Raw genomic sequence first — 17454 nt, forward strand, 5'->3', positions numbered from 1 at the left:
TTACGGAATGCTTTTTCACACCCGCTTAGTTGTTATAAAATAGAGTTTTAACATTCAACACAATGGACACTAACATGGTTGTTTTAGAAACAAATCACGGCGAAATTCGCATTAATCTTTTCGCTGACAAAGCACCAGAAACGGTTGCAAACTTCTTAAATTACGTAAACAGCGACTTTTATAACGGCACTATTTTTCACCGCGTTATTGATGGTTTTATGGTTCAAGGTGGTGGATTTGCACCAGGCATGGAACAAAAGCCTGTTGAAGCACCAATTAAAAATGAAGCAAACAACGGTGTTGCGAACAAAGTAGGTACACTTGCGATGGCACGTACCCCAGATCCACATTCAGCTACTGCACAATTCTTTATCAACGTGAATGACAATGACTTCCTCAACTTCTCGAGCGAAACGTCGCAAGGTTGGGGCTACTGTGTATTTGGCGAAGTCGTTGAAGGCATGGACGTAGTGAATAAAATTAAAGGGGTTGCGACTGGCTCTGCTGGCTTCCACCAAGACGTACCACTGGAAGATGTAATCATCGAAAAAGCGTACGTTGCTGAGTAATACCTGTTCGCTTAAACAAATACTCTACTTTGAAGCGAGAAAATCTTGTCGATAATACCGCAACTTCGCCCTGCTATCGGCAAGATCCTTACATCTATGTAGGGAAAGAAAGAATTTTTAACGCAGTTAGCGTCAGATTTACGTCTTCAAATTGAACATGTATTAAGACTAATTGATATAACATCACCACTTTTTTGTTCAAGGCCAGTGCGTATGCTGGCCTGCGTAGTTTTGAGGTCACATGGGTAAAACCTACTTTATCGCCGACTTACATTTAACCGAACACCGCACAGATATCACCGAAGCGTTTTATGCGTTTCTTGACCACCATATGACAGTGGGCGTCGACGCACTGTACATTCTGGGGGATTTTTTTGAAGTGTGGATTGGAGACGATGAAAAGGATCCATACGCCCTAAGGATTGCACAAAAAATAAGTGCACTAAGCGACTTAGGTATTAAAGTATTTTTTATTCATGGCAATCGTGACTTTTTAATCAAGCAAGATTTTGCCAAAGCCTGCAATATGACTTTATTGCCTGAGCAAGCAGTCATTAACCTATATGGTACGCCAACGGTTATTTTACATGGAGACGAGATGTGTACGCAGGATGAAGTGTACCAGCAATTTCGCAAAAAAAGCCGTGGCTGGTGGTGGCCAAGACTAATGCTTGCGATGCCGCTTTGGTATCGCCGCCGCGTTGCTGCCAATGCAAGACGAAAAAGCATCGAAAACCAAAAAGGAAAGCCGCCTGAAATCCTCGATGTTACCGAAGAAGCGGTAGCGCAAATGTTTGTTCGGTATGGTGTAAAAAACATGATCCATGGCCATACCCACAGGCCAAAAGTACATGAATATAGTGAAGGGAATGTTCGTACAGTGCTAGGAGACTGGTACTCGCAAAGCTCGTACATTGTTGCTGATGAACATGGTCAACGGCTTATGTGTCACCCATTTAATGGGTCTTAAAAGGCCTACTGCCGGCGTAGTAGACCACTTAATTAAGAAAATTGGTATAACAACAGTCTTACGCTGGTCGTAAGTCTTTTACACAAGAGTAACAAGCAGAGTTATGTGAGTATGGGCAATCCCCCTGCGGGTTTGTAGGTGGTAAGCCAGCACCGCCGATTTGAGGTGTTTGCGCTTTAGGAATAGATTTACCTTCTAGGCTAAGTAGTTTGATTTTCTTTTTCTTAAGTTTCATTTCAATTCCTTAAATTATTATTCTTAATAACAGCTGTTTTGTTACCAGCTGTTACAAAACACTATCAACAACAAAATCAACTGTCAACATATCAGGGACTCAATATTAACAAAAAGATAAAGTTATATTTAACTAGAAAAGGTTGATATACTTTTACTCACAAATTTCTCATGTGATTACTCATGCTGCCAAATGAGATGGATTCAGGATAAATCACTATGCTAATCAGAAACGACATGCTACGTCGCGCCATATTCAAACCTTAGTTTGAATAATAGGCATAGAGGACAAGTCAAGCTAGCTGAATTTCTAGAATGCAATCAAACAAAACTAGGAAGTAAGTAAGCCGTAATAAAGCGCACTTACTTCCTTTTTGTTATTGTGCAGCTGGAGCGCCGGAATGAAATTTAAAGTCAGGATCGGCTGAGCTTATCAGTTCATTTTCAACTTGACGGAATAACTGGATCCGCCCAGCTACATCACAGCGTTTGGGATCTGTAGCATTGGCAACTTGATGCGCTAAGTCAATGTAATCTTGATAGTGCCTTGCTTCGGAACGTAATAAAGATATATAAAACTTGCCTATTTCTTCATCTAAACACGGAGCCAACTTTGCGAAACGTTCACATGAGCGCGCTTCGATATAAGCACCTATAATCAATTTATCTACTAAGGCCGCAGGTTCAAAAGTACGTATGTACTTGATCATACCGGAAGCATAACGTGATGCCTGAACATACTCAATTGGTATATTCCGAGCTCGTATTATGTCTAATACTTGTTCAAAATGATGAAGCTCCTCTTTAATCAGCCTCACCATTTTGCTGAGAATATCTTGATTGTAAGCATATTCGGGTCTCGCAGTAAGCTCCCCTATCAGCTCATTTTTACTGCCTGAGAAGTCTCCTTCACCAATACCACGATAAATAAAGTCCTCGTAGGGCTGCAACCAGCTCAATAGCGTCTTTGCAGAAGCATCGTCTATTGCATATTTACGGATCAAAAAAGCTGCGCTTTGTGCCGCTTTTAGCTCACAATGCATGTGATCGATAAGCAACAAAGATAAATGCTCGCTTTGACTCGCTTTTTGTATCCAAGTGTGTGGTGTTTCACAACCCAAAAACTGGTTTATTGGTGTCAGTAAATCTGTGTACTTTTCTAGCATAACAACAAAGGACTAATGTGTTTGCGCTATTTTATCATAACTTCTCGCGACAAGGTGCACCATAGAGGGACTCGCTGATAAGTTTTAGATAATTCTGAAAATAGTAATATTGCTATTCTGCTACATTTTCTTGACAAAAATTATCTCATCTCCCATAACTAGATTGAGTTGTACAAAAATAGTACAAACCGATTCATTGAGGGGCTAACTATGATCTTTAATCATCTATGGGGCTTATACGCTCACCCACAAGAAGAATGGCAAACAATCGACAATCGTCACGAAAGCATCTTTTACAGTTTGTCACATATCGCGCTCGTCGCGCTAATTCCCAGTATTATGGGGTACTATTCATCTGTTTATCTTGGTTGGAGCGTAGGCACCGGTGAGCCTGTTTACTTAACCCATAGCTCCGCACTACTGATTGGTGTAGCGATGTATTGCGCACTCATTGTCGGGGTGTTTATTTTGGCCTATCTTGCCCACTGGATGGCTATTACTTTTGGTGCCAACCCTACTTATACACAAACGTTGGAATTGTCAGCATATACTGCAACGCCCATGTTTATGTCAGCATTTGCAGCATTTTATCCAGAGCTTTGGTTTGTGGTCTCTGTTGGTATGGTAGCACTGGCCTACTCAGTATATTTGCTCTATACAGGAGTTCCGATTCTGATGCACATCCCTGAAGAGCGTGGGTTTATCTATGCAAGCTCTGTGGTAACTTGTGGGTTAGTGTTATTAGTAATTATTCTAGCCGCGACGGCCATTCTATGGACAAATGGTATTATTAGCCCTACCTTTACGTAGCGTCTTCTTATTTTAAAGTTGATGCGAAAGCGGTCTATAAGACCGCTTTGCTTTTATCCTAAATTATGAGTAAAACGGCGCTTAGTTTGCGCCGTTTTTTTATGCTGCTCACTTTGGCAAAAAGGCATGGTCGTTGTAACCACACCTTCTGCACTGTCCTTCAGAACTTACAGCGACGCAAAAACCTCATCAGTTTTTGCTGCACAGATAAAGTCATTCTTGTGAAGACCTTTAATAGAATGACTCCACCACGTCACTGTGACTTTACCCCATTCGGTCAGCAAACCTGGGTGGTGACCTTCTTCCTCAGCCATATCACCAACTTTATTTGTAAACGCGAGTGCTTGCTTGAAGTTCTTAAACTTGTATACGCGCTCAAGCTGCATAATGCCATCGCGTACTTCAGGTACCCAATCAGGGATCTGTTTCACGAGAACGGCGAGCTCTTCATCTGATACTTTAGGCGCATCTGCACGACACGCTTCACATTTTTGTGCACTTAAATCAGACATTGATAATTCCTCAACTTGCTAGTTTTTCTTTTGGGGGAAACTTAGGTTCAAATAACCCTAGCTCTTTTGCTTTTTCAACCAACGACATAATATCCATTTTTGATATTTCAAATAAGTCGTTGATCGAGGTAATTGTGTAGTAAACCGGTTGCATAATATCGATGCGATAAGGTGTACGTAATACATCTTGTACTTGCAACGGCTTAATCTCTGGTTTGTCAGAGTATACGTATTGTGTTTCTCCAGGGCTGGATAAAATACCACCGCCGTAGATGCGAAGACCTTGCTCGGTTTGCATTAGGCCAAACTCAACGGTAAACCAGTACAAGCGTGCAAGATATACCCGGTCTTTTTTCTGTGCCGCGTAGCCTAACTGACCATACTTATGTGTAAACTCTGCAAACGCTGGGTTCGTTAGCATGGCACAGTGGCCAAAAATTTCATGGAAAATATCAGGTTCTTGAAGGTAATCGAACTCTTCTCGTGAGCGGATAAACGTTGCTACTGGAAATTGCTTATTCGCGAGCAATCTGAAAAATTCATCAAAATCAATCAATGCCGGCACTGGTGCTACTTGCCACCCTGTTTCTTTCTCAAGTGCTGCATTTAATTCGCTTAACTGCGGGATCCGATCGTGTGGTAGGTTTATTTTTTCAAGCCCAGCTAGGTACTCGTCACAGGCTTTCCCCTTTATACACTCTAGCTGACGCGCAACTAACTCAGACCAGATTTGATTCTCTTCATTCGTCCAAGCGATAACGCCATTTTCATCCGGCTGCTTAGAGACATATTTACTTGCTTTAGCCATTTTTCATTCTCACCTAATTCACTCCAATTAATACTTTCGCAATCTGAGTTGTAGTCCTGTTGAGTAGTTTGGAGTGCTTCAACTTGTGACTTTGATACTAAGTAAAAGTGACATAAAGTTTAATAGGCAAGGCGTTTATCAACTTTTGCACAACCCCTAAAAACGTAAATAAATATGAACACCAGTGTAATGTTAAATTTACGCACATACAAAAAAGGGGCTATAACAGCCCCAAAGTAAACTTATTTATACATCTATATTTTATCAAATGCTTGCTTCAAGTCATCAATAATATCTTCGACGTCCTCAAGCCCAACAGAAATACGAATTAACCCGTCAGAGATCCCTGCTGCCAGCCTTTCCTCTTGGCTATACGGAGAGTGCGTCATAGAAGCAGGATGCTGGATCAGTGTTTCAGGGTCGCCAAGACTCACCGCTAGCGTGCATAATTCAGTTGCATTTATAAACTGCTCTCCTTGCTCAATGGAGCCATTTATTTCAAATGCAATCACCCCTCCGGCACCTTTCATTTGCTCTCCAAGATACTGATAACCCGGATGCGAGGGTAACCCTGGGTAATAAACGGTATTTACTTTTGGATGAGCGTCTAAAAACTCTGCAACGGCCTGTGCACTTTGGCAATGACGCTGCATTCGTATTGCGAGGGTTTTTAGTCCACGGTTAATCAACCATGCGTCATGTGGGCTGATAGTCGCGCCAATATCTTTCAATACGGTAAGCTTGATTAATTCGATATGCTCTTTAGAGCCACAAACTAGCCCTGCTACTACGTCACCGTGTCCGTTTAGGTATTTGGTCGCACTATGGACAATAATATCCGCACCAAAATTAACAGGTTTTTGCAGTAGTGGGGTCATAAATGTATTATCAACAACAAACAACATCCCATGCTGTTTGGTGACCTCCCCCAACATTTTTAAGTCTATAACTGTCATGTTAGGGTTGATTGGAGTTTCAGCAAATAGCAGCTTTGTATTTTCCTTGACGGCATCACGCAACGCATTCTCGTCGGTCAAGTCAACAAAAGAAACCTCAATACCAAACCTTGGTAGCATATGCGCGAATAATGCAAAACTACAGCCATACAGTGCGCTTGATGCAATCATATGGTCGCCTTGCTGCAAAAAGCTCAGTACAGATGCCGAAACAGCCCCCATACCTGTAGCTGTTGCCGCAGCGTCTTCCATTCCCTCAAGTCGAGCAACTTTTTCTTCCAGCTCTCGTGTCGTTGGGTTGCCTAAGCGAGTATAGATATAACCGGGCTCTTCACCGGCAAACCTTGCAGCTCCTTGCGCCGCATCTTTAAAATGGAATGTTGAAGTTTGGTACAAAGGTGCGGTTAATGCCCCATGCGGATCATCAAAATGATTAGGTCCGTGAATACACTGACTGTCATCTCTTAATTTTTTCATATTGTCCTGCTGATTTTATTATTGCTAACCAAATAAGCACGTTAGTGAATTAATTAGCGTAGTTTTTTTGTCATGGTCAATATTTAGGGTAGTTTGGAGCAATAAACAAGCATGCCAGATGGGGAGATGGCTAGTTCACTGGTTGTGACTAGCCAGTTTTACTTAAAGAGGTGTATAAAATTGTTGCCGTTTAATCTTTTTTACTACGTCTTAGTAGCACATCAACAACTGAGCTAATCGCACTTTTCAACAGGCTTTGTTTGTGCTCCAAACGTGGTAACGGACGACAAAGCTCCATTGCCTTATACCCTAGTCGAGCAGTAAATATCCCTGCGCTTAGCCCTTGTGCTGAACGAGTAGAGAGCTTACCAAGTAATTCTGCGCCTACACTGGTTGCAGCAAGGTCGCTTACCAGTTCACTCGCGCCAACAAACACCATTTGCTTGAGCAGCATTTTGTATAATGTAATGCGACTACGATAAGCCAATCGAATACCATAGTGCTTGCTGACCTTTTCTACCAGCACGACTCCACGCCAAAGCACCGCCAACATGTCCACAAGCGCAAGTGGACTTAGAGCAACTAAGAGTGCTGATGTTGTTGCATGCTCTTGAATTAGTCTTTTAGCTTCAGCATCTTGCTCCCGCAGCAAGGTTTTTTCATATAAGGTGATGATTTCTTTGTCTGTATGATGGGATTGTAATGCCTCTTCAAACGCCGTAACCTTTTGCTCTGGATGCACTTTTAACAAGGGTGTGAGCCACGCTCTTGCTTCACCGATCTGGTCACTTTGTAACAAACGCTGTGCATCATGCTTAATTTGCTGATGTTGTTTGAGTTTGCTAAGTGCGACGGCTTCCGAAAATAAGAACTTGAATAGTGCGAGTAAACCAAGAGACAACACGGTGGTGTAAAGCGCAAATAGTAGGATATTTTGCTCATAGCTCTCAATCAAAGTCAGTGCCGCTTCAACAATAATAAGTACTAATAACGCCAGAAAAAAACACTGTTTAAACCCAAATCTCCAAGGCGACTCGTAGATGCGTTCAATTTTGGGCAGTTCCGGCTCAGGCACTGTCTCAAAGCTACTAGTTACCAGCAGTTCATCGTCAAGGACTTTGCCTTCACCACCCAAATGCTGAAATTCATCTTGGCTTTGCGTGTCGATATTTAAGCGCCTACCCGAACCTTGATAGGGTTTTGTTTGATCGGTCATCTTAACTTATCTCCAATTAAGAACTGTAAAGCATGATCAAGCCTAATATGCGATAAATTTCCGTGCTTAGCAGGCAGGGGTTCAAACGCTATGAACTCAAAGCCCCCTTGAGGCCAAGCATTTGCTTTTGGGATATGGTCTGGCGGTGTCGGTGGCACATAATTGATAAACTGCTGCTCGCCGACCGGCTTACCATAAATACATTGCACATGTTGTCCCCCCTCCTTCACCGCTCTAGACTCAACACTTCTCACCGAAGAAAGCGACATGGTATCAACCGTTACCCCATTGAAGCGAAGCTCATTGGCACTGTCCACCAGCATTTCATTTAACAACCTTGTTAAATTGGATTGCTGCTCGTTCAAAACGCCATCACACTTATTGGCAGCAAATAGGACTTTGTCTATTTTTGGATTAAATAAGCGAGATAACAAACCGCTTTTACCGTGAGAAAACATGGCTAAGATCTGCTTTAACGCAACTTCTTGCTCTTTCAGTGTGTCATAACCATCACTTAGACTCCCCAGTAAGTCAACTAATACAACTTGGCGGTCAAACTGGCAAAAATAATCTTTGTAAAATGGCGCGACCACTTGCTTTTTGTAGGCTTCAAAACGCTCAACAAGCTGTTGATATTGTGAATGCTCGGTAATCTCATTTGGGTGGCTTTGTACTGGGAAAAACAGCAGTACGGGTGCCCCCTCAAGATCACCTGGGATCAACGCTCTACCCGGTTGCAAATTAGATAAACGGGTGTCTCGCTGCAGCTGTGCTAAAAGCGCATGGTAACTTTGTGCAAGCATTTTTAGCTTATTCTCATCCACCGCTTGCGTACTATCAAACTGCTCAACTTGCTGTAAAAATGCTTGTGCAAATGGCTGGTATTTTGGTTTTTTTAGTAGCGCAAACTGCTGCTCACACCATTCGGAAAAAGTCATTTTTAACAGCGGTAAGTCCATTAGCCACTCACCTGGGTAGTCATATAACTCAAGATACAGGGTATGAGTTTGCGCTAAATGCTGTTTCAGACCAAGCTCACTATGATACCTAAACGCCAGTGTTAACGTATTGATGCGCTTAGTTGATGCAGGCCACGTTGGCAATTCTTCCAGTAAACAGCTTATGGCTTGCTGATAATCAAAAGTAGGTACTGCTAGCGCTTTTTGTGGCTCAGGACGACATGCCACAAGACGACCTTCACTCAACACATCTAAGAAAGGTAAATTATCTGTGCTGGTTTGGGTTGTGAGATGTTTGATAAGTGCCGTTATAAATGCGGTTTTACCACTGCCGCTGAATCCAGTCACTGCAAGTTTGATATGCTTATCAAAAGAACGGTGAAGCGTTTTTTTGGCTTGTTGTTTTAGCTTATCTAGGGAAGATGGGGTACGAAAGCGTGACGTAGTCATAAATAGAAAATTGCCCCTTTAGAAAATGCCAAGGCGGCTAAAACCGCCTTAAAGCTTGTCGATTTCTCTGCTAACCGTAAATTCAGGGGAAGTTACATAGCGTTCCATATTCTGAATGCGGCCATCAAGTCGTGATAGTCTGTCTTTCAGGTCATAAAGTGCCTGTCTTGGCGGTTCACCTTTTTGCCATACCTTAAACTTCACTGATACCTTATCTTCATCTTTCGCATCAGGTGAACGATTTGGCATCATTTCACGCTTATCTAAAATAAACCAGCAAGCCACATACACGACGATAAATAATGGACCACCAGAGAGTAGCACAGCTGTGATGAATAAAATCCGAACAAGCCACAACTCCATATTAAAGTAGTCACTAAGCCCTGCGCATACTCCGGCTACCTTTCCGCGACTCGGATCACGATATAGTTCTCGCTTTGATCTACTCATAGCTTGCGTCTCCATTGTGGCGACTCTTGATCAAGTAGAGCTTCCAGCGTTTCAACACGCTCTGCCATTTTCTCCGCCTTGTTAGCCAGCTCTATCAATTGACGATGTTCATGCTCACTCAACCCTTGACTGACCTGCTTTTTACTACGGTAATGTAAAATCAACCAAAGCGGTGCCACAATGATCATAAAAATAATCAGCGGAGCCATTAAAACTTCTGCATCAAACATAATTCTCTCCTGCCTTCAACTTGGCTGTTATTATTGTAGTTGGTTGGCACCTACCTAATAGTAGGTGCAGCTATTTTCACTTTTCAGCCATTTTCTTTTTCAGCTGCTCAAGCTCATCATCGATTTTTTCGTTCTTTTGTAAATCGGCTATCTCATCTGCAAGAGATTTTTTACCAAGATCATAAGACTCAATTTGTGACTCTAGACCATCAATTTTGCTCTCATAACGCTCAAAGCGATTCAAGGCATCATCTACTTTACTGCTGTCTAGTGCTTTTTTCACCTCTAATCGAGACTCAGCTGAGCGTTGGCGCAGTACAATCGCCTTTTGACGCGCTTTAGCATCCGCTAACTTATCTTGAAGTGTACTCACTTCCTGTTGCAGCTTTTCAATGTGCGTATCGACATGTGCTAACTCTTTTTCAAGGGCAGCCACATCCTCTGCAGACTTTTGCTTCTCAAGTAAAGCGGCACGCGCTAAATCTTCACGCTCTTTGCTCAGTGCAAGTTCGGCTTTAGTTTGCCAATCATCTACTTGTGCTTTGAGCTGATCAAGACGGCGTGTTAACTCCTTTTTCTCAGCTAAAGTTTTTGCTGAGGTCGATCTTACTTCAACTAGTGTATCTTCCATTTCTTGGATGATCAGGCGAACCATTTTTTCCGGATCTTCTGCTTTATCCAAAATCGCATTAATATTAGAATTCACTATGTCTGCAAAACGAGAAAAAATTCCCATAGTGGTTACCTCTTTGGTTAATAGCTAAATTGCTTACTAACTATGTATCAAATAGCTTGCCAACTTTATCAGATTTAAAAATACAATAAAATCATGTGGTTATTTTATTTTTAAAAGTCCTTTAGTTATCCTGTTTTTTGAAATACACTAGTTATTAGCAAAAATAACTAAGAGTTAGGCAATATGAGCCGTTTCCGTCAACAGGATAATCTATTAGGTCAATCCGACAGCTTTTTAGCGGTGTTAGATAAGGTATCTCAGTTAGCCCCGTTAGAAAAACCAGTATTAATTATCGGTGAGCGCGGTACAGGTAAAGAGTTAATTGCGGCTCGCCTGCACTATCTTTCTGAGCGCTGGGATCAAGAGTACGTCAAACTTAACTGTGCAGCGCTAAACGAAAACCTCTTAGAAAGTGAATTATTTGGCCATGAAAGTGGTGCTTTTACCGGTGCAAGCAAACGCCATGAAGGCCGCTTCGAACGAGCTAATGGTGGTACCTTATTTTTAGATGAGCTTGCTAATACCTCCGCTATGGTGCAAGAAAAACTGCTTCGCGTTATCGAATATGGTGAATTTGAGCGCGTAGGTGGTAAACAAACGGTAAAAGTCGATACTAGATTAGTATGTGCAACCAATGAAGATTTGCCAACACTTGCAGAAGCGGGAGAGTTTAGACACGACTTACTTGACCGCCTAGCCTTTGATGTAATAACACTGCCTCCATTAAGAGCCAGAAAAGAAGATATCCTGCTACTTGCTGAACATTTTGCAATTAATATGGCGCGGGATTTGGGCTGGGAATTATTCAGTGGCTTTACTAGAAAAGCAATTGAAAAACTGTTGGACTATCCATGGCCTGGTAATATTCGCGAACTTAAAAATGTAATTGAGCGCAGCCTGTACCGCCATGGTAACGACCAGATACCTGTACATGACATTATATTCGACCCATTTGCGAGCCCCTTTAGACCGAGTCAACGCATTAAGGCGCCTTCTACTCAGTCTACCATCCCTCAAAGTCAACCTTTAGAATCGACCGTGGTAGCAGAGCCGCTTGTTAAGCAGACTGTGGAGCACGAGCTGAATTTCACTTTTCCTTGTGATTTAAAATCACTCTCTAATGAGTATGAAATCACAATGTTGCAAAAAGCACTTGAATTTAGTCAATTTAATCAAAAGAAAACTGCACAAAACCTCGGTTTGACGTATCATCAACTTAGAGGGTATTTGAAAAAATACAACCTGTTGGATCAAAACCAAAAACAAGAGGCCTAGTGGTGCGTATATGGTTTTTTGGTGTGTTGTGTACTGCGCTATTTGGCTGTACAGACCAGACACCAAATAAAGTGAATGATAAGTCGCAAGGCTTGGTATATTGTGCAGAAGCAAACCCTGTGTCATTTAATCCGCAAGTGACCACAACAGGGTCGACGATAGATATTATTGCCAATCAGCTTTTTGATACTCTGATCAGTATCGACCCAAATACAGGGGAGTTTTTACCAGAGCTTGCTAAGTCTTGGCAGGTGAGCGCAGACGGAAAGTCATTTACGTTTACGCTAAGAGATGATGTTCACTTTCACGACACTTTGTATTTTACTCCCACGCGAACAATGAACGCAGATGATGTTGTGTTTTCATTTAATCGCCTATTTGACGTATACAATCCTTACCATTTTATTGGTGATGCAAACTACCCCTATTTTCAGAGTATTGGACTAGATCAACTTATTCGCCAAGTAAAAAAAGTGGATGACTACACAGTACGCTTTGACTTGTTTAATGCCGAAAGTAGCTTCTTATCGAATATTGCCACTGATTTTGCCGTTATTTTGTCTAAAGAATACGCAGATAAACTGGTCTCTTTGGAACGCAAACAAGATTTCGATCAAAAACCTATCGGTACAGGCCCATATAAATACCGTGAGTTTATGCGCGATAACTTAATTCGCTACTACCGGAATGAACAATACTGGAAACATCCTGTGTACATGAAGCAGTTGGTTTATGATATTACAACTAACGGTACGAGTAGAATTGCAAAAATGCTTACTAAAGAGTGTGATATCACCGCTCACCCGAGCGCAACACAACTCACGGTACTTGAACAACGCAAAGACATTGATGTTGAAAAAGCCGCCAATCTCAATATTGGGTACTGGGCTTTCAATACAGAAAAACCGCCATTTAACGACCCACTAGTACGAAAGGCATTAGCTCATAGCATTGATTTTGAGAAAATCATGCAAGCTGTGTTTTACAACAATGGAATTATCGCTCGTTCAATCCTCCCCCCCTCGTCATGGGCGTTTCGAGCACAAGCAAACATGCCTTCATACGACCCACAAATTGCAAAAGCATATTTAAAACAAGCTGGGTTCGAAGATGGCTTCACGATGACTCTATGGGCAATGCCTGTGTCGAGAATTTATAATCCTAATGCTCGCAAAATGGCTGAGCTGATCCAACGAGACTTGAGAGACATTGGAGTGACGGCGAGAATTGTTGAATATGAATGGAATACGTTTATTGAACGTGTTGGTCGTCACGAGCACGACAGCGTGCTGTTAGGTTGGGCGGCAGATACTCCTGACCCTGACAACTTTTTCAGTCCGCTGTTAAGCTGCACAGCTACATTCAGTGGCAAAAATCCTGCAAATTGGTGCAATCCAGAGTTCGACTTATTATTGACACAAGCCCTCGATACCAATGACATGGAAGCACGTAAGCATTACTACCGACAAGCACAAGAGATGGTTGTTGAGCAGCTGCCTTTGGTTCCCATTGCCCATGGTTTGCGTTTTCAAGCGACTAGCTCTGATATTGAGGGGGTTTCTTTGCGGCCTTTTGGTGGTATTTCTCTAGCAAAGGCAAGGAGAGACTAAGATGTTTGCAAAATATGCTTACAGGCGTATTAGTCTCCTGTGCTTTATGCTCTTTACCCTAACAGTGTTCACCTTTTCACTCAATTACTTGTTTCCAGGGGAGCTAATTACGAACTTCAGTGGTGAGGTGAACTCAAGTTATGCCCAAACACAGGCCCTGGTCGATAAGTACCGAATCGAAGATAATATTATTGTTCAATATGGTGCCTTTATGGCACGGATGTTTGAAGGTGACTGGGGGTTGTCACTCTCTTCAGGCCAACCTGTACTTGGCCATGTTAAGTTATTGTTCCCTGCAACTTTAGAGTTATGCCTGTACGCATTAACTGTCGCTGTAATAATTGGTGTGCCTAGTGGTGTTATTGCCAGTGCATACCATAAAAAATGGCCTGACAAGATTATTAATTCCCTTAGCTTAATGGGCTTTTCTATCCCCGTATTCTGGCTTGCGTTGCTCTTAATTATGGTGTTTTGCCTTGGCTTAGGTTTATTTCCCATGTCTGGGCGCATTGGCCTGTTATATGAAATACAGCCAGTCACACACTTTATTCTTATCGATATTTATTTAGAGGGCTTTCCATACGGTGGAGCCTCGTTTTGGGATGCAATTCATCATTTAGCACTTCCAACCACCGTACTGGCTATGTACCCAACGACCGTACTTATTCGTTTTACCCGCGATTCAATGTTAGATGTACTTGATCAAAATTATATCAAGACTGCCCGAGCTAAGGGTCTAAATCGCAGTCAGCTTATCCTTCACCATGCACTTAGAAATGCCCTACTGCCTGTGATCAAGCAAATTGGCCTGCAATTTAGTACACTGATTACATTAGCCATGATAACAGAAGTCATATTTTCTTGGCCTGGTCTTGGTCGCTGGCTCATCGAGAGTATCTATCAACGTGATTATCCAGCGATACAAGGGGGCTTATTGGCTGTATCCTTTTTTGTCATTATTGCCAACATGATGTCAGACCTTGTTCACTCTTTACTCGACCCTATCGCAAGGAATCAAGCGCATGGCAAAATTTAGTTTGTTTACTGAGGAGTCTAATCGCTCTCCCTTATTCAGGCTTTGGCGAAAATTTCGCTCAAACCATGTTGCATTAGTAGGCCTTTGGTTATTTTTGGCTCTGACAGTTTTGGCACTAACTGCACCTTTAATCGCGCCATACGGCGTCAATCAACAACATGCAGATGCCTTGCTCCTTCCTCCGTCTTGGCATGATGACGGTGATGTACGATTTATTCTCGGAACTGATGACCTTGGTAGAGATATTCTATCGCGACTGATGAATGGCGCGACCTATACATTCGGTCTGTCAATTATCGCAGCACTCGTGACAACAGCGCTTGGCGTAGTGCTCGGTACACTCGCAGGAGCCAGTCGAGGACTAAAATCTAGTCTATTAAACCATTTGCTTGACATCACTCTAGCGATCCCATCCCTATTATTGGCGATTATCATTATCGCTATTCTGGGTCCAGGCCTTATGAATACCGTATGGGCAATTATCTTTGCATTGCTTCCGCAATATATTCATTCGATTCGAAATCTTGTGGTGGCTGAGCTTGGTAAAGACTACATTATCGCCTTTAAACTGGATGGTGCAAACCGTTGGAGGTTGCTGGTTCGTGGCATATTACCTAATATCTATGAGCATATTGTGGTAATATTTACCATGGCGCTGTCGACTGCGATACTGGATATTGCAGCTTTAGGCTTTTTAAAATTAGGCGCTCAGCCTCCCTCCACTGAGTGGGGAGCTATCCTTCAAGAGAATTTGAGTTTGATATATCTCGCACCGTGGACCGTGGGACTACCAGGCGTTCTTTTATTCATCGCGGTATTATCCACCAACCTTGTTGGCGATGGTTTACGTGAAGCTTTAAAAAATCGGAAGGCCGATTAATGCAATTGTTAGACATTAAGAACCTTACTATTGAACTTCGTACCGAAGATGGCGTTATTAGAGCGGTTGATAAGGTCAATCTAAGCCTAAAAGAAGGCGAAGTACATGCGCTAGTCGGAGAGTCCGGCTCGGGTAAAAGCTTAATTGCTAAGGCCATTGTGGGTGTACTTAATCAACGTTGGACAGTAACTGCTGACAGAATGCACTGGCGAGGTGTCGACTTAATGCGACTTTCACCGGAAAAGCGCCGTAAAATTGTGAGCCAAGATATCGCGATGATTTATCAGGAACCAAGTCGAAGCCTGGACCCTCTGGTGAGCATTTTTGATCAAATCGCTGAATCTATTCCTGACAGCGCACTTAAAGGCGGCTTTTTCGGTCGTCGCAAAGCTCGCAAAGAAAAGGTACGCGCTTTGTTACATAAAGCAGGTATTAGAGACGATAAAAAGATTTGTAGTAGTTACCCGCATGAACTGTCTGAGGGAATGTGTCAGAAAATAATGATAGCCATGGCAATTGCGAGGAGTCCAAAATTACTGATTGCTGACGAGCCTACAACAGCACTAGAAAGCACAGCCCGAGCGCAAGTATTTAGGCTATTAAAAGCTTTAAATCAGCTCAAAAACATGTCAATTTTAATGATTTCTCACGAGCTAGAGGAGATATCTGACTGGTCACATGCTATGCACGTACTGTATTGTGGCCAGATGGTAGAGGCAGGCCCTACCCGTGCTATCTTTAAGCAACCACTGCATCCATATACGCAAGCGCTGGTAAAAAGCTTGCCTGATTTTGGTCAAGGGCTCGGTCATAAAGAACCATTTTATGCGCTAAAAGGCACTATTCCACCTTTACAACACCTACCAATTGGATGTCGATTGGGGCCTAGATGCCCACAAGCACAAAAAGAGTGTGTGGTAACACCAAGACAAAGTCGCTCTCACGGCCACAGTTATGCCTGCCACTTTCCACTCATTAAGGTGAAGCAAAAATGCAGCCCGTCTTAAAAGTACAATCTCTCAATAAATCTTATGTTTCGCGCCAAGGTCTGTTTAAGCGCCACTCTATGAAGGTGCTCAGGGACGTTTCATTTGCATTGGCACCCGGACAAACATTGGCAATTATCGGAGAAACAGGCTCAGGTAAAAGTACCCTAGCAAAAGTACTTGCGGGTGCCGATATCGCAGACTCAGGACAAATACTACTCAATGGGCAAATAGTCGAAGACAGTGGCGTACGAGAACATGATTGCCGCACTATTCGCCTTATCTTCCAAGACCCTACCCGTTCGTTGAATCCAGGACTTACAATCGGCGACATGCTTGATGACTGCTTGCAATATAATACTGAACTTACCGAGGATCAAAGGTATAAGAAAATTAGGGTAACGTTAAGTCGAGTCGGCTTGCTTGGTGAACATATTGACTACTACCCTCACATGTTTAGTGGCGGGCAATTACAGCGCGTAGCATTAGCAAGAGCGTTAATACTAGACCCAAAAGTATTGGTATTAGATGAAGCGTTATCATCTCTTGATCCATCGGTTCGAGCGCAAACCGTTAACCTTCTACTTGAACTGCAAGCCGCAACAGGTTTAGCTTATGTCCTTATTACCCATCATTTGAGCTTAGTGCGTCATATGAGCGATGGGATACTAGTATTAAATCGCGGTAAAGTAGTTGAATATGGTGAAACCGAGAGTGTATTTAGTACACCTAAGTCTAAAACGATGCAAAAACTCCTCTCAGCCTGAGCCACTTCAAATACAAATATGGTAATAGTCCCCAGCTACTGCCATATTTTTATCTCAATGTAATGACTTTAGTGCTGCATGTTTAAATACAGCAAAATTATACCAATTATCTTAATTGAGTGGCCTATTTTGAGACGAGAAAATCTTGTCGATAACTCCGCTACCGCGTCCTGCTATCGCTTTGGTACCTACATTCATGTAGGCAAGGCAAAAATTTTGCTATGTAGTTCTTCTAAATAGGAAATTTTTAACGCCGTTAGCATCAGATTTATTCCTTCAAATTGAGCAAGTATTAAGATTAATTGATATAAATGTACTTTGTATCAGCTTTGCTTTCTAGAATTAATAAGGTGCTCC

19 protein-coding genes are annotated in these 17454 nt (G+C 42.4%); 9 read left to right on the forward strand and 10 right to left on the reverse strand.

Annotation, left to right across the window (positions count from 1 at the left end):
* Positions 1-74: 74 nt before the first annotated feature.
* Positions 75-569 carry a peptidylprolyl isomerase gene (locus tag J8Z24_RS10975; protein ID WP_128730987.1) on the forward strand — a complete coding sequence of 165 codons (495 nt, stop codon included), beginning with the start codon at positions 75-77 and terminating at the stop codon, positions 567-569.
* Between the two features lie 241 nt (positions 570-810).
* Complete coding sequence (locus tag J8Z24_RS10980; protein ID WP_252094680.1) at positions 811-1539, forward strand: UDP-2,3-diacylglucosamine diphosphatase; 729 nt, start codon at positions 811-813, stop codon at positions 1537-1539.
* A 58-nt stretch (positions 1540-1597) separates the two neighbouring features.
* On the opposite strand, the gene J8Z24_RS10985 is transcribed toward J8Z24_RS10980, so the two are convergent.
* Positions 1598-1774, reverse strand: coding sequence for a hypothetical protein (locus tag J8Z24_RS10985; protein ID WP_161972732.1), 177 nt, complete (start codon positions 1772-1774; stop codon positions 1598-1600).
* A 376-nt stretch (positions 1775-2150) separates the two neighbouring features.
* Positions 2151-2939, reverse strand: a complete 789-nt coding sequence (gene miaE / locus J8Z24_RS10990; protein ID WP_176032729.1) for a tRNA isopentenyl-2-thiomethyl-A-37 hydroxylase MiaE — start codon at positions 2937-2939, stop codon at positions 2151-2153.
* 210 nt (positions 2940-3149) lie between these two features.
* Here miaE and J8Z24_RS10995 point away from each other — a divergent pair, with 210 nt between their 5' ends.
* Entirely contained in the window at positions 3150-3749 is a 600-nt protein-coding gene (locus J8Z24_RS10995) for a Yip1 family protein (RefSeq protein ID WP_128730984.1), read from the forward strand.
* A gap of 167 nt (positions 3750-3916) precedes the next feature.
* On the opposite strand, the gene J8Z24_RS11000 is transcribed toward J8Z24_RS10995, so the two are convergent.
* From J8Z24_RS11000 to pspA, 8 genes are all read right to left on the reverse strand, one after another.
* Complete coding sequence (locus tag J8Z24_RS11000) at positions 3917-4261, reverse strand: 4a-hydroxytetrahydrobiopterin dehydratase (RefSeq protein ID WP_125253549.1); 345 nt, start codon at positions 4259-4261, stop codon at positions 3917-3919.
* Positions 4262-4271: 10 nt separating this feature from the next.
* On the reverse strand, positions 4272-5069 hold the full coding sequence (phhA, locus tag J8Z24_RS11005) for a phenylalanine 4-monooxygenase (protein ID WP_176032730.1): 798 nt from the start codon (positions 5067-5069) through the stop codon (positions 4272-4274).
* Positions 5070-5323: 254 nt separating this feature from the next.
* On the reverse strand, positions 5324-6502 hold the full coding sequence (locus J8Z24_RS11010) for a trans-sulfuration enzyme family protein (RefSeq protein ID WP_252094681.1): 1179 nt from the start codon (positions 6500-6502) through the stop codon (positions 5324-5326).
* Between the two features lie 190 nt (positions 6503-6692).
* Positions 6693-7718, reverse strand: coding sequence for a TIGR01620 family protein (locus tag J8Z24_RS11015; RefSeq protein ID WP_176032732.1), 1026 nt, complete (start codon positions 7716-7718; stop codon positions 6693-6695).
* Positions 7715-9127, reverse strand: coding sequence for a YcjX family GTP-binding protein (locus tag J8Z24_RS11020; RefSeq protein WP_252094682.1), 1413 nt, complete (start codon positions 9125-9127; stop codon positions 7715-7717). The genes J8Z24_RS11015 and J8Z24_RS11020 overlap by 4 nt, the downstream gene beginning before the upstream one ends.
* A gap of 48 nt (positions 9128-9175) precedes the next feature.
* Complete coding sequence (gene pspC, locus J8Z24_RS11025) at positions 9176-9577, reverse strand: envelope stress response membrane protein PspC (RefSeq protein ID WP_125253544.1); 402 nt, start codon at positions 9575-9577, stop codon at positions 9176-9178.
* Positions 9574-9807 (reverse strand): envelope stress response membrane protein PspB, encoded by a 234-nt coding sequence (pspB, locus tag J8Z24_RS11030; RefSeq protein ID WP_125253543.1) that lies wholly within the window; start codon positions 9805-9807, stop codon positions 9574-9576. The genes pspC and pspB overlap by 4 nt, the downstream gene beginning before the upstream one ends.
* Positions 9808-9883: 76 nt before the next feature.
* Positions 9884-10543 carry a phage shock protein PspA gene (pspA, locus tag J8Z24_RS11035; RefSeq protein WP_125253542.1) on the reverse strand — a complete coding sequence of 220 codons (660 nt, stop codon included), beginning with the start codon at positions 10541-10543 and terminating at the stop codon, positions 9884-9886.
* A 183-nt stretch (positions 10544-10726) separates the two neighbouring features.
* On the opposite strand from pspA, the gene pspF reads away from it, so the two are divergent.
* From pspF to J8Z24_RS11065, 6 genes are read left to right on the forward strand one after another with little or no spacing between them, the layout of a single operon-like run.
* Positions 10727-11818, forward strand: a complete 1092-nt coding sequence (gene pspF / locus J8Z24_RS11040) for a phage shock protein operon transcriptional activator (protein ID WP_252094683.1) — start codon at positions 10727-10729, stop codon at positions 11816-11818.
* Entirely contained in the window at positions 11818-13428 is a 1611-nt protein-coding gene (locus J8Z24_RS11045) for an ABC transporter substrate-binding protein (protein WP_404824164.1), read from the forward strand. Before pspF ends, J8Z24_RS11045 begins: the two co-directional genes overlap by 1 nt.
* 1 nt (position 13429) lies before the next feature.
* Complete coding sequence (locus J8Z24_RS11050; RefSeq protein WP_252094684.1) at positions 13430-14464, forward strand: ABC transporter permease; 1035 nt, start codon at positions 13430-13432, stop codon at positions 14462-14464.
* A complete protein-coding gene (locus tag J8Z24_RS11055; RefSeq protein WP_125253538.1) occupies positions 14451-15344 on the forward strand; it encodes an ABC transporter permease subunit in 894 nt (297 codons plus the stop codon). The genes J8Z24_RS11050 and J8Z24_RS11055 overlap by 14 nt, the downstream gene beginning before the upstream one ends.
* Complete coding sequence (locus tag J8Z24_RS11060) at positions 15344-16351, forward strand: peptide ABC transporter ATP-binding protein (RefSeq protein WP_147390249.1); 1008 nt, start codon at positions 15344-15346, stop codon at positions 16349-16351. Before J8Z24_RS11055 ends, J8Z24_RS11060 begins: the two co-directional genes overlap by 1 nt.
* Positions 16336-17097 (forward strand): ATP-binding cassette domain-containing protein, encoded by a 762-nt coding sequence (locus J8Z24_RS11065; RefSeq protein WP_252094685.1) that lies wholly within the window; start codon positions 16336-16338, stop codon positions 17095-17097. The genes J8Z24_RS11060 and J8Z24_RS11065 overlap by 16 nt, the downstream gene beginning before the upstream one ends.
* Positions 17098-17454 lie beyond the last annotated feature (357 nt).

Origin of the sequence: Pseudoalteromonas sp. SCSIO 43201, from assembly GCF_023716725.1 — a bacterium.
GTDB classification, from domain to species: domain Bacteria; phylum Pseudomonadota; class Gammaproteobacteria; order Enterobacterales; family Alteromonadaceae; genus Pseudoalteromonas; species Pseudoalteromonas peptidolytica.

Excerpts from the sequence above, each read along its gene's own strand:
- J8Z24_RS10975 (WP_128730987.1), top strand. The coding sequence starts at position 75 with ATGGTTGTTTTAGAAACAAATCACGGCGAAATTCGCATTAATCTTTTC.
- J8Z24_RS10980 (WP_252094680.1), top strand. The coding sequence starts at position 811 with ATGGGTAAAACCTACTTTATCGCCGACTTACATTTAACCGAACACCGC.
- J8Z24_RS10985 (WP_161972732.1), bottom strand. The coding sequence starts at position 1,774 with ATGAAACTTAAGAAAAAGAAAATCAAACTACTTAGCCTAGAAGGTAAA.
- miaE (WP_176032729.1), bottom strand. The coding sequence starts at position 2,939 with ATGCTAGAAAAGTACACAGATTTACTGACACCAATAAACCAGTTTTTG.
- J8Z24_RS10995 (WP_128730984.1), top strand. The coding sequence starts at position 3,150 with ATGATCTTTAATCATCTATGGGGCTTATACGCTCACCCACAAGAAGAA.
- J8Z24_RS11000 (WP_125253549.1), bottom strand. The coding sequence starts at position 4,261 with ATGTCTGATTTAAGTGCACAAAAATGTGAAGCGTGTCGTGCAGATGCG.
- phhA (WP_176032730.1), bottom strand. The coding sequence starts at position 5,069 with ATGGCTAAAGCAAGTAAATATGTCTCTAAGCAGCCGGATGAAAATGGC.
- J8Z24_RS11010 (WP_252094681.1), bottom strand. The coding sequence starts at position 6,502 with ATGAAAAAATTAAGAGATGACAGTCAGTGTATTCACGGACCTAATCAT.
- J8Z24_RS11015 (WP_176032732.1), bottom strand. The coding sequence starts at position 7,718 with ATGACCGATCAAACAAAACCCTATCAAGGTTCGGGTAGGCGCTTAAAT.
- J8Z24_RS11020 (WP_252094682.1), bottom strand. The coding sequence starts at position 9,127 with ATGACTACGTCACGCTTTCGTACCCCATCTTCCCTAGATAAGCTAAAA.
- pspC (WP_125253544.1), bottom strand. The coding sequence starts at position 9,577 with ATGAGTAGATCAAAGCGAGAACTATATCGTGATCCGAGTCGCGGAAAG.
- pspB (WP_125253543.1), bottom strand. The coding sequence starts at position 9,807 with ATGTTTGATGCAGAAGTTTTAATGGCTCCGCTGATTATTTTTATGATC.
- pspA (WP_125253542.1), bottom strand. The coding sequence starts at position 10,543 with ATGGGAATTTTTTCTCGTTTTGCAGACATAGTGAATTCTAATATTAAT.
- pspF (WP_252094683.1), top strand. The coding sequence starts at position 10,727 with ATGAGCCGTTTCCGTCAACAGGATAATCTATTAGGTCAATCCGACAGC.
- J8Z24_RS11050 (WP_252094684.1), top strand. The coding sequence starts at position 13,430 with ATGTTTGCAAAATATGCTTACAGGCGTATTAGTCTCCTGTGCTTTATG.
- J8Z24_RS11055 (WP_125253538.1), top strand. The coding sequence starts at position 14,451 with ATGGCAAAATTTAGTTTGTTTACTGAGGAGTCTAATCGCTCTCCCTTA.
- J8Z24_RS11060 (WP_147390249.1), top strand. The coding sequence starts at position 15,344 with ATGCAATTGTTAGACATTAAGAACCTTACTATTGAACTTCGTACCGAA.
- J8Z24_RS11065 (WP_252094685.1), top strand. The coding sequence starts at position 16,336 with ATGCAGCCCGTCTTAAAAGTACAATCTCTCAATAAATCTTATGTTTCG.